The 11398-nt window shown below is 54.9% G+C and carries 9 protein-coding genes; 3 read left to right on the forward strand and 6 right to left on the reverse strand.

Going from position 1 to position 11398, the window contains the following annotated elements:
• Positions 1-27: 27 nt before the first annotated feature.
• Positions 28-876 carry a diaminopimelate epimerase gene (gene dapF / locus H6G53_RS01680; RefSeq protein ID WP_190530721.1) on the reverse strand — a complete coding sequence of 283 codons (849 nt, stop codon included), beginning with the start codon at positions 874-876 and terminating at the stop codon, positions 28-30.
• A 12-nt stretch (positions 877-888) separates the two neighbouring features.
• Between dapF and H6G53_RS01685 the strand changes: the two genes are divergently transcribed.
• Complete coding sequence (locus tag H6G53_RS01685) at positions 889-1104, forward strand: RNA-binding protein hfq (protein ID WP_099532706.1); 216 nt, start codon at positions 889-891, stop codon at positions 1102-1104.
• A gap of 168 nt (positions 1105-1272) precedes the next feature.
• On the opposite strand, the gene H6G53_RS01690 is transcribed toward H6G53_RS01685, so the two are convergent.
• The 5 genes from H6G53_RS01690 to H6G53_RS01710 form a co-directional block, all read right to left on the reverse strand.
• Entirely contained in the window at positions 1273-2229 is a 957-nt protein-coding gene (locus tag H6G53_RS01690; protein ID WP_190530722.1) for an FTR1 family protein, read from the reverse strand.
• A 426-nt stretch (positions 2230-2655) separates the two neighbouring features.
• On the reverse strand, positions 2656-3483 hold the full coding sequence (locus H6G53_RS01695; protein ID WP_099532704.1) for a M48 family metalloprotease: 828 nt from the start codon (positions 3481-3483) through the stop codon (positions 2656-2658).
• A 225-nt stretch (positions 3484-3708) separates the two neighbouring features.
• Positions 3709-5484: an ABC transporter ATP-binding protein gene (locus H6G53_RS01700; protein WP_190530723.1), complete on the reverse strand. Its 1776-nt coding sequence runs from the start codon at positions 5482-5484 to the stop codon at positions 3709-3711.
• Positions 5485-5514: 30 nt separating this feature from the next.
• Positions 5515-6924, reverse strand: coding sequence for a GNVR domain-containing protein (locus tag H6G53_RS01705; protein ID WP_099534106.1), 1410 nt, complete (start codon positions 6922-6924; stop codon positions 5515-5517).
• Between the two features lie 49 nt (positions 6925-6973).
• The gene (locus tag H6G53_RS01710; RefSeq protein ID WP_190530724.1) at positions 6974-8275 is read right to left on the reverse strand and encodes a polysaccharide biosynthesis/export family protein; all 1302 of its coding nucleotides are present in this window, start codon (positions 8273-8275) and stop codon (positions 6974-6976) included.
• Between the two features lie 1255 nt (positions 8276-9530).
• Here H6G53_RS01710 and gap point away from each other — a divergent pair.
• Positions 9531-10550: a type I glyceraldehyde-3-phosphate dehydrogenase gene (gene gap, locus H6G53_RS01715; protein WP_099534102.1), complete on the forward strand. Its 1020-nt coding sequence runs from the start codon at positions 9531-9533 to the stop codon at positions 10548-10550.
• A gap of 170 nt (positions 10551-10720) precedes the next feature.
• Positions 10721-11329: a hypothetical protein gene (locus H6G53_RS01720; RefSeq protein WP_099534148.1), complete on the forward strand. Its 609-nt coding sequence runs from the start codon at positions 10721-10723 to the stop codon at positions 11327-11329.
• The last annotated feature ends 69 nt before the right edge of the window (positions 11330-11398 follow it).

The following is an 11398-nucleotide window of genomic DNA, read 5'->3' on the forward strand; positions in this document are numbered from 1 at the left end:
GACGGATTAACTTGACCCGGGGCCGGATCACCAGCCCCTCCACACCCCGTTAAAAACCGCTTCTGCCGGCCCCGTCATGAGGATCCGATCGCTCACAGCATCCCAGGTGATCTGCAATGGGCCGCCGGGAAGCTCCACCGTAGCCACTCGATCACTGTGGCCATTTAACACGGCTGCTACCAGTGTTGCACAGGCCCCCGTTCCACAGGCCAACGTAATGCCCGCGCCGCGCTCCCAAACCCGCATTCGTAGATAGTCGCGCCGCACCACTTCCACAAATTCCACATTGGTTTTTTGGGGGAAGGCCGGATGGCATTCGATTTGCGGGCCAATGGCGGGCAGGTCGATCGCGCTCACATCCTCCACAAAGGTGACACAGTGGGGATTTCCCATGCTGACGGTGGTTACTGTCCAATCCTGGCCAGCGGCCGTGAGCGATCGGTCCAGGGCCGTTTCGCCCGCTGTGCCCAAGGTGGTGGGAATCCGCTCGGCCGCCAAAATCGGCTGGCCCATGTCCACAGTCACCTGGCCATCGGCCTGAATGGTGGGAATAATGGAACCCGCCAGCGTGTGGACTTTGTAGGTTTTTTCGGTGTTGTCCAGGCCTTCCAGGGCCGCTAAATATTTGGCAAAACAGCGAATGCCATTGCCGCACATTTCCGGTTCGGAACCATCGGAGTTAAAAATTCGCATGGTGTAATCGGCTCCCTGCTCGCCGGGCAGCACGAAGATCACACCGTCGGCCCCAATGCCAAAATGGCGATCGCACAGTTGCACGGCCTGCTCAGGCGAGAGAATTGGCTCTGCTCGATCGCGGTTATCCAGCAGAATAAAGTCATTCCCTAATCCGTGATACTTTGCAAACGCAAGTCCCATTGAGCACTCCCTATGGCTGAAGAATTTAATACTGGGCTGCCCAGCACCCGTCAAGTGCAGACAGCCATTAAGAATAAGCAAGAAGTGGAACTAAAGCTGCTAACCAATGACCTGATTGCAGGCAAGGTGAGGTGGCAGGACAGTGATTGCATCTGCATTGTTGACCATTACGACCAGCCTACAATCGTTTGGCGACACGCGATCGCCTATCTCAAGCCCAAGGCCTAGGGGCAACTCAACGGCTCATTCAGCGGCTGAACTGGCTGATCAGCAAACGATTGATTTTCCATGTCCCAGTCGTCATAACAAGGGGCTTAAGCCCCTTGTCCCCCATGATCTGCCAAAGGTGGAATCAGGGTTTCAGACGATTTGTTTCAGGCGGTTTGGCGACAGGCCCTAGCCTTGACCCGATTGGGCAGAAGACTGGGCCGGCGAAGCTCCGGCTGGGGCCGCAGGAGAGCGCTGGCCCCGCAAACTGCGGAAGTAAAGGGTTCCCACGCCGCCTAAAAAGAGGCAATACCCGATCGCCTGAGCTAGGTAGAGATGGTCACGGTAGCCAAAGAGGGTTTTGAGCAATACACCCGGCAACACCCGATCGCTCAAGGTCGCTGACCAATCCCAAACCAGGGGCCCCAGCAAGCAGGAATCGCCCCCCACGGCACAAAGGCCAGCCCAGGCAGGATGCAGTTGCTCCCAAAGCACCGCCGCCGCGTCCAGGTGCTTGAGTACGGAAATCACCAACGCGCCCACCACCAGCAGCAGAATTGTACCTACCACTTGGAAAAATCGGCGCACGTCAATCTTGATGCCAAAGCGGAATAGCAGCAGCCCCATGATGGCGGCTCCAATTACGCCCGCGATCGCCCCCACGGCGGCCCCGAGGCTTTCCTGAAACTGGGCGGCAATGAAAATAACCGTTTCCAGTCCCTCTTGCAGCACGGCAGCCGTGACCAAGCCAAAAATTTTCCAGGCGGCCCCCGCTTGCTCCCCGATCGCCCGCTGCACAGAGGATTGCACCTCTCCTTTCAGTTGTTTGGCCTGCTGAGTCATCCAAACCAACATCCAACTCAACAGACCAATGGCGATCGCCCCCAGAATTACTTTTAAGCCTTGAGTCCAAAAGGGGGCCCAAGGGGCAACCGATCGATCCAAGGCCCCGAAGACCCCAGCCAACCCAACGCCCACCAAAGCACTCAGGCACAACCCCGCCACAATCCCCCAAGCCACCGATCGGTTGAGGTGGGTTTGGCCCGCTTGTTGTAAACAGGCCAACACCAAGCCAATGATCAAAACCGCTTCAAACCCCTCGCGCAGGGCGATCGAAAAGGTTGGCAACGCATCCACAAGGTTCATGGCGGGGAAACCCCAATAGCATTAATCGTTCAGCAATCGTTCAGCAATCGTTCGACGCTCTTCTCCAAGCTAGCGAGGAATGGCGCGATTGGGCAAGACAAGAACAAGATCGGCCGGCTAATTAGTCGGATATGAATTGGTTGATTGCCGGGTTGATTACTGGGTTAATTGCTGGGTTAATTACTTAACTGATTGCTTGCTTGATTGACTGAACAATAATCTCGAAAAACATTCTTAAAAATATTCCCGCAAAATATTCCCGCAAAATATTCCCGCAACATTCCTAAAAAGATACTCAAGCAACTTGCTCAAAAGTCTTCATCATCAGAATTGCACAAAAAATGGGCGATCGAACCGCTTTCACGACCCGATCGCCCCTCAAAGACAACGAGCAAAATCCCTAACGCAATGGACTAGACCAACTCCCTAGCGTCCTGCCAAACGGGCCAACGCAGCAATTCGGGACTCCGTGGAAGGATGGGTGGAAAACAAGTTGCGCAGCCAGTCTTTGGCGCTGGGGTTAATGATCAGCAAGGGCGAAAAGGCGGGATTGCCCTCCAAACGGGTGGCATCAGCCATCGTTTCCAAGCGCTTCAGGGCCCGAGCCAAGGCCATCGGATCGCCCGTTAACTCTGCGGCTCCCGCATCGGCCGAAAACTCCCGCGTTCGGGAAATGCCCAGTTGAATCACCGTGGCAGCGATCGGGGCCAAGAGCATGGCCAACAACCCTGCAAGCGGATTGCCCCGATCGCGATCGCCCCCAAACCACATGGCCGCCTGCGCCAGGTAAGAAATCGCGCCCGCAATGGTGGCCGCCACCGCCTGGGTCAGGGTGTCGCGGTTGCGGATGTGGCTGAGTTCGTGGGCAATCACCGCCGCCAACTCATCTTCCGGCAGAATTTCCAGAATCCCTTCCGTCACAGCCACCGCCGCATGGTTGGGGTCACGACCGGTGGCAAAGGCATTAGCCATCGGGCTGGGGATGATGTGCAGGGTGGGCACGGGCATTCCCGCGCGATCGCACAGTTGCTCCAGCATGGCGTAAAGGTGGGGCGCTTGCGATCGATTCACGGGCTGGGCCCCATAGGCCGCCAGAGCGATTTTGTCCGAATAGAACCAGGATCCCAGGTTCATCACCGCTGCCAAAACCAGCCCCAGGAAGGCCCCGCGAGCACCTCCAAACAAAAGACCGCTGGCAAAAATCAGCAGGCCGCTCATGCTGGCGAGCAAAACCGTGGTTTTTAGTTGATTCATAGCACCAAACCGAAAGAAGAAATCGGCATCGGTGTTTGGAGTTTGGAAATCCGAAGACCGGCCGTTGCTTCAATTCTAGGAAGGATTTGGGGATGCGCACGCGGTGGGAATTGCCCCGCTGGAGGGTGGTTTTCCGCCATTTCCCCAATTGCCCTTAATGGTTGACATCAGATTCCAGGAACTCTGATCCCACTGCCTATCGCCAGATGGCAATGACGACAGCCCCTAAGCCGCCTGATCGCCGGTTTGCAATCGCCACAATTCGGCATAGATTCCGTTGCGATCGAGCAGGTTTTCATGGCGGCCCGATTCCACTAATTGCCCCTGATCCATCACATAGATACAGTCCGCATTGCGGATGGTGGAGAGGCGATGGGCGATCGCGATCGTGGTGCGATTTTGGGTGATTTTATCGAGCGATCGTTGAATCGCCGCTTCGGTTTCGTTGTCCACCGCTGATGTGGCCTCGTCCAAAATGAGGATGGGGGGATTTTTCAGAACCGCTCGGGCGATCGCGATCCGTTGTCGCTGCCCACCCGACAGCTTTTGACCCCGCTCACCGACAATGGTTTCATAGCCCTGGGGAAGTTGCTGAATGAAATCATCAGCTTCCGCAATTTTGGCCGCCGCTAGAATTTCATCCGGGGTGGCGTGAAATGTGCCATAGGCGATGTTTTCAGCCACCGTTCCATGGAACAGAAAAACATCTTGACTCACCAAACCAATGGCTCCGCGCAAGCTTTCTAGGTCGATTTCGCGGGTATCAATCCCATCAAGCAAAATAGCGCCATCGTTAATTTCATAAAGACGCAGCAGCAGCTTCACCAAGGTGCTTTTGCCGGAGCCAGTGGCCCCCACAATTGCAATCGTTTGACCAGCGGGGATCGTGAGGGAGAGATTTTGCACCACGGGCGATCGACCTCGATAGGCAAAGGCCACGCGATCGAGCACAATTTCGCCGCGAATCTCCGAAGGGGCAAAGGTTTTGGTTCCTGAATGGGCATCAATGGGCGTATCCAACAAATTAAAAATTCGCCGAATAGAAGCCATGGCTCGCTGATAGTTATCCAGGGTTTGACCCAAAGTAGTGAGGGGCCACAAAAGCCGCTGAATAATGAAAATTGAGGTGCTGTAAACCCCGATCGACATGCGCCCCGCCGCCGCTTCCAAACCGCCCACCACCAAAGTAGCCGTGAACCCACAAAGGATTACCATCCGAATCAAGGGCACAAAGGCAGCGCTATAGGCGATCGCCCGTTGGTTAGAACGACGGTAGGCATTGCTATCGATCATCACCCGATCGTGTTCATAGCGCTCCGCCGTGAAACTTTTGATGGTTAAAATGCCACCCAAATTATTCGCCAACCGGGCACTGAGCAAGCCCACGGTTTCTCGCATTTCGGAATAGCGAGGGGCCAAATTTTTCTGAAAGGCGATCGATCCCCACAAAATAAATGGCATGGGCAACATCGACAGCCAGGCCACCTGAGGCGCAACCGCAAAAAAGCTACCCCCAATGATCAAAACTGTCGTGGTCACCTGCAAAACATCATTTGCACCCGTGTCTAAAAAACGCTCCAACTGATTGACATCATCATTCAAAATCGAGAGCAATTCTCCGGTGCTGCGTTCTTCAAAATAAGCCAGCTCCAAGGATTGCAAATGGTCATAGACCTCCAATCGCAAATCATGCTGAATAGATTGGGCTAAATTGCGCCAAACGCGCTTGTAGGCATATTCAAAAACAGACTCCAAAATCCAAATCAGCCAGGTTAAAACCGCCAGCACCAGGAATTGCTCTGTGATTCCCTGAAGCCCCCAGGAAGCCAACCAGGAATCCTGCCGCTGCACCAATGTATCAACGGCTAAACCCAGCAAAGCTGGTGGAGCCAGGTCAAAAACTTTATTCAAAACCGAATAGGCCGTCGCTTGCCAAAGCTGACGGCGATATTGCGGCAGGTAAAGAAATAAACGACGAAGGGGATGCAAAGCCTGAGTCATGGGAAGGGGCAACGTAAAAACAGTAATTAATTAACTCATCTTTTTTTCAGAACGCGATCGAGAACTCCAAACTTCCGCAATGATGATGATTGCAGAAGCCATTAAGGTGCTGCCAAATAACCCTAGGGCTAAAACCTTGACCTTGCCACCAGAAGATGGCTTACGAGGCACAGTCGCTGGCTCTAAAATTCTGGTGCTGTTGTTGCGCTGTTCTTCCTTGACCAGGAGCGTTTGCAAATTGGAAAGTAGGGTTTCATAGGTTCCTTGGGCGGCCTTTAGCTTGCGTTCCAAATAACGCTGCTCTTGTTCAATTTTGGGCAAGCTGCGGCTCCGTCGGAGATATGTCGATCGGCTGTCTTCAAAGGACCTGAGTTTATTGACTGCGCTCACTCGCTCCGTTTCGGAGTTGAGGTATTGCTGAATTAAAGTCACCCGCAATTCCCCAGCCTGTAAGAAGCTGGGCGGAACCGCTTGCCGATCGCCCAGGGTTTCTTGAATTCGCTTTTGCAAAATGTCTTGCAACTGCCGCTCCCGTTCCATTAACCGGGAAACCGTGGGGCTGCTGTCCGTAAAGCGCGATCGTTGCTCTGCGAGTTCTTTTTGGGTGTCTTGCAAATCCACCAAAACTTTCTGAACACTGGGGGACTGGCTGACGGCTGCCACCACCACAGCTTCCTGGGGAGAAAGATTGAGTTGACGGCGCAAGACTGTGGCTTTGGCCGCCGCTTCCATTGCTGCGGCTTCTGTGTTGGTAATTTGCTCATCGAGCAGCCGCAGAGCCAGCACCGAAGTTCGCGCTTCCTCTTCTAAATTAATCACCTGATTTTGTTCTTTGAATCGCTGAAGTCTCAGTTCCAAATTTCGCAGTTGCTTTTCCACCTGTGGCAACTCGCGGGATAGAAAAATGCGAGCCTGAACGGTGTCTTCTCGGGCGATCGCCACGTTGTTATTGCGATAGACCTCAATCACGGAGTTCACAACCGCCGCCGCCAACTCTGGAGACTCATTGACATACGTAATGCTGACCACATCCGTTGCGCCAATGATCTTGACTTCCAGCGCTGTCTTCAGCTCCCCTGGCCCTAAGGGTTCGCCTTTTTTATCTCGCAAGTCCAGCTTTTTGATGGTGCGCTCTAGTAATGGTTCCGAGAGCAAAATTTCCATCTGATTACTGATGGGACTCTGGTCAACCAACAGCGATCGCAGTGGATTATCCGACTCATCCCGTGCAAGACCCGTCAGCTCTTGAGTGGAGTCAATTCTGAAGAGAATCTTGGCTCCAGCCTCATACACAGGCTTCACGCGCCGAGCCGCCAACACAGAACCACCCATGCCCAAAATAAAAACACAAGCAGCCGGTAGCCAGGCCCGTTGACAAGCCTTAAGGATAAGCCCTAGGGGATTGAAGTCGATCGCCTCGCGGGATGTCTGGGACTGCATAGGGTTCAGGTAATGAAATCGAAGGCCGAGGGCTAGGCAGTTTATTGAATTACTGAAAATCGGGAACGCTGGGGGCCAACAGGCGACGCAGGTTCGAGAGATTATCCACAGGCGACAGCAACACCCGCAGGAAGTCCGTAATCCGGGTCACGCCATTGGTGTTAATCACCACGATGTCGTTGTTCAGCAACAGGGGATTGGTTTCCTCATTCAGGCCGGCTTGCAGGTCAATAGGGATGCGGCGGGCGGTGGCTGACCCATCGGGATTAATCCGAATCAGGTCAACTTGGCTGGAGACGGCGCGGGGGCGCAGGAATCCGCCGGCCGCCAAGACGGCCTGATTAAGGGTGGCGTTGGGTGGCAGCTTGATGAGGCCGGGGGCTTTCACTTCGCCAACCACGTTCACCCCGATCGTTTCGGGGGCAAAGCTAGCCCGGGCCACGCGCGAAACCTCCTCAGAAGAAAAGGTGCTGGCCTTTGGAATCATCAGCATGTCTCCATCCCGCAGCAGGATATTTTGGCTGAGGTCGCCACTTTCCAGCAGTTGCCAAAGGTTAAGGGTTTGGTCTTGGGGAGTGCCGCTGGGATCTGAGCGCCGGAGGCGGATGTTACGAATATCGGCGAGGGGGGTGATGCCGCCGGCCGCCACGATCGCCCGAGTCACGTCTGGCCATTGAAGGGGTAACTGATTGGGCGCTACGTCCCGATTGCTGACCTCGATCGCGTAGGAGCCGGGCCGATTCACTTCCCCAGAAACGCCAATCCGAACCGGGCGGGGCGTTAAAACATTGACGGTGATGATCGGGGTCTTGACGAAGGGGCGATAGGCCTGGCTGAGGGCACTGGCCAATTGCTGAGGAGTTAAGCCTCGGGCCCGCACAGAACCAATCCAGGGCACGGAAATCGTGCCATCAACCAGCACCAGGTAGATACGGTTGCTGAATTCGGGCACATCAAAAATTTCCACCTGTAGCCGATCGCCCGTATCCAATTGATATCCATCGATCGGGGGCTGAAGTGTTGGATCAAGCACGGAACCCGCCGAGGTGGACGTGGGAGCCGGAAGCAATCGGAGCAAAGGCTGGAGGGTTGCAGAATTCGGCGCAGAGTTTGGCGCGGAATCTGGCGTGGAATTGCCGGAGGTGGAGTTAGCCGATGGATTAAGGGTGGAATCGGGTGCTGCAACGCTGGAGGGGCCGTCGGGCGCACTGAGGGCCGGTTCATCAAAAGGGCCAAGGGGCTGGGCCGCCACGGGCTGGGCGATCGATCCCCAACAGCAACCACCCAAAATGCTAACAAGCAGTGCAGTTATTCGACTCGACGGCCGAGGGCTTTGAAGCAGGGCTGACATAGACAGCAGAGGATTGAGCAAATGCGCGGGCAAGGGTTTAAGTGACCATAGAACGGTAACAGCGCTGCAATGCACCCGATTCTTGAATGAGTTGCGTCAATGGAGCGATCGCACTGGTTGAGGGGTCTTGGTGAGCGGCCTGCGCCCCAATCCCAGTCACGATCGGGAATTGGGGCATTTTGAGGAATTTCCCAAGATTTGCCCAAGATTTGCCCAAGAAGTGATCGTTTCCAGGGAATCAACTACCATCGCGACCATCATAATCTGACCGATAGCGAGGATGGTGCTCAGGTTAACTCATCCATTACTCACCCTGGGGATCGGCTGCAAGGGAACTTGCCTATCGCAGAATCCGGTTATTCTTCACGGGGCGATCGGGATCAATCGCAATCAATCCCCAAAAATCCAAGGGTTTCAGGGTTGCTGCAAGGGAAACCGAGGGGGGTGCGATCGGGATCCCTCGGCAACGGCTCGATCGATGGCGGGTCAGATGCCCCTTTAGATTGCACTAGTGATGATCAAGATTTGGTAGCAATTTTCACGAGATTCCCCGTAATCTTGCAGGGTTGACTCAAAATTCATCTTGCATAAAACTTCTCGCCCGAAATTGGCTAAATTTTCGGCCTTTTCCTATTTTTCCATCAATTCTTAATGTTGCCAGGTTTGTTGTGACTTGGTGAATGTTTGACCAAGATTTCGAGAAATACTTTGGCAAATACTTGGCAAATACTTGGCGAACACCATAGGGCAAACATCACCGGTCAACCCCTTCCGAACACCCTCCTGGAAAATGTACCCATCGTGCTTCCCTGACCGAACGGCGATCGAGGAAATCGATTAACACCGATCCCAGAACCGATCGCCCCGATCGCAACCAAACCCAATCCGCCACAGCCCCATCACAGTCCCATCACAGCTTTAGAAGATGGCTCGGTGATCTCTTGAGACACTCACCAATCATCACCCGATTTGCGGGGCAAGCGGCTTCGGCTTCCTGTTTTCGTCGGTTGGTGCGCTGAATTAGGCATCCGTTTTGGCCTTTCAACCCCCCTATCGGGTTGAGCAAACTGGAAAAAGAGTCTTGAAAAAAAGCCAAGAACCGTCACCCCTTGCCTGAATCCGGTTTAGGGTCGTGAGAGATTGATCCGCGTTGGGATTGATTCCCTCACCCCTTGGGTCAAAATAACTGCCGGGGCTGACCCTGTGGGTTCAAGCCCGTTTGATTCATGACTTCGCAAGCAGGAGAGTTTTGATCATGGCCCCGATTAAGGTTGCCATTAACGGTTTCGGACGCATTGGCCGATTGGTGTTTCGCGGTGCGATCGCCAATCCCGACATTGAAGTTTGCGCAATTAACGACCTGTTCCCCCCCGAGAGCCTCGCGTACTTGCTGAAATATGACTCCACCCACGGCCGATTCAAGGGCACAGTGGAAGCGGCCGAAGGCGGCCTAGTGGTGAACGGCAAACTGATTCCCTGTTTTGCTTGTCGCAACCCGGAGGAGTTGCCCTGGGGTGACCACAATGTGGACTTTGTGGTGGAAGCCACCGGAATTTTCATTGACCATGCGGGAGCCAGCAAGCACCTGGCCGCTGGGGCAAAGCGGGTGATTATCTCCGCACCCACGAAGGATCCCGATCGCGTGCCGACCCTGGTGGTGGGCGTGAACCACAGCAGCTTTGACCCGGCCAAAGATTTCATCGTGTCCAACGCCAGTTGCACCACCAACTGTTTGGCCCCGATCGCCAAGGTGATTCATGACAACTTCGGTCTTGCTGAAGGGTTGATGACCACTGTCCATGCCGCCACCGCCACCCAGCCCACCGTGGACGGCCCCAGCCGCAAGGATTTGCGCGGCGGCCGCAGTGCCATGCAAAACATCATCCCCGCCTCTACCGGAGCCGCCAAGGCCGTGACCCTGGCTCTGCCGGCCCTGAAGGGGCGCTTGACTGGCATGGCGTTCCGCGTGCCCACGGCCGATGTGTCGGTGGTGGATTTGACCTTCCGCACTGAGCAAGCCACCAGCTACCAAGCCATTTGCGCCGCCATGAAGGCCGCCGCTGAAGGAGAGCTGAAGGGAGTTTTGGGCTACACGGAAGATCCGGTGGTTTCTACGGACTTCACGAGCGATGCCCATTCGAGCATCTTTGACGCAACGGCGGGCATTGAGCTGAACTCGAATTTCTTCAAGATTGTGTCTTGGTATGACAACGAGTGGGGCTACTCGATGCGGATGGTTGATTCGATCGTGGCAATGGCTGCCAAAATTAGCTAATCATTCGCTAGTCACTGGCTAATTGATTGACGCAGTAGACAAGGGGCTTAAGCCCCTTGCTCTCGCACTTTCGTAATGGTGGAAGGCTTGATTCGACCCATCACTTTTAGCCTGTGATGCTGTCATGAAATTGCATCCCAAAACACTCTGAAGGCACTGTGGAGGAAAAAATGGAAAAACCCTACAGCACCGATGAGTTATTACAAATTTTGGCGGAAGAACAGCGGGCCTGTATGCAAGGTCAACGCTTACATTTGACAGCGAAAGTATCAGGAATTGCGCCGCTCGATCGCCTGATTGACCCCAAAGGAATTCAAAAATTTACGGCTTATCAAAACTTCCGGGCCCAAATTCATGCCTACCAGCGTGAACAAGGGGTGTCGGGCTTGGTGTGGCGATCGATCGCCCTGGGCCCCCACCGGCTGAACTATCCCGAATTACATGATCAATTAGTTGCGCTGCCGGAGGATATCCATACCCTTCAGCGCTTTAAGGATGATGCGATCGAATTTTGGCGATCGGTCACGGTGGGGTTCGATCGCCACTTGAGCGTGGCCGGGGGGCGAGACTTTTGCACCCTCACCCCCAGTGATGAGCAGCGCTTGATCGATCGCGCTGAGTGGGTCAGTTTGGATCCGCGCGGCCAAGCATTGCCCTGCGAGGTGGTGTTGCAGTTGGGTTGGGGCGATCCGGCCGGCGCACGCTACCGGCGCGACTGGCCCCAATCGGGCAGCGAGTTGGTTCATGCTGTGCCGCCCGGGGGTTGCCCCATGCCCTAGCCGCCGGCCGCAAAAATGCCCATCACAATGGCCGACAGCAACAGCCCGGGACTCAGCAGCAATACCAAC

This window comes from Limnothrix sp. FACHB-406 (assembly GCF_014698235.1).
Lineage (GTDB): Bacteria > Cyanobacteriota > Cyanobacteriia > CACIAM-69d > CACIAM-69d > CACIAM-69d.

Bases quoted from the DNA above. Each gene is read 5' to 3' on its own strand.
- H6G53_RS01685 (WP_099532706.1), top strand. From the start codon at position 889: ATGGCTGAAGAATTTAATACTGGGCTGCCCAGCACCCGTCAAGTGCAG.
- H6G53_RS01695 (WP_099532704.1), bottom strand. From the start codon at position 3,483: ATGAATCAACTAAAAACCACGGTTTTGCTCGCCAGCATGAGCGGCCTG.
- H6G53_RS01720 (WP_099534148.1), top strand. From the start codon at position 10,721: ATGGAAAAACCCTACAGCACCGATGAGTTATTACAAATTTTGGCGGAA.
- H6G53_RS01700 (WP_190530723.1), bottom strand. From the start codon at position 5,484: ATGACTCAGGCTTTGCATCCCCTTCGTCGTTTATTTCTTTACCTGCCG.
- H6G53_RS01690 (WP_190530722.1), bottom strand. From the start codon at position 2,229: ATGAACCTTGTGGATGCGTTGCCAACCTTTTCGATCGCCCTGCGCGAG.
- dapF (WP_190530721.1), bottom strand. From the start codon at position 876: ATGGGACTTGCGTTTGCAAAGTATCACGGATTAGGGAATGACTTTATT.
- gap (WP_099534102.1), top strand. From the start codon at position 9,531: ATGGCCCCGATTAAGGTTGCCATTAACGGTTTCGGACGCATTGGCCGA.
- H6G53_RS01705 (WP_099534106.1), bottom strand. From the start codon at position 6,924: ATGCAGTCCCAGACATCCCGCGAGGCGATCGACTTCAATCCCCTAGGG.
- H6G53_RS01710 (WP_190530724.1), bottom strand. From the start codon at position 8,275: ATGTCAGCCCTGCTTCAAAGCCCTCGGCCGTCGAGTCGAATAACTGCA.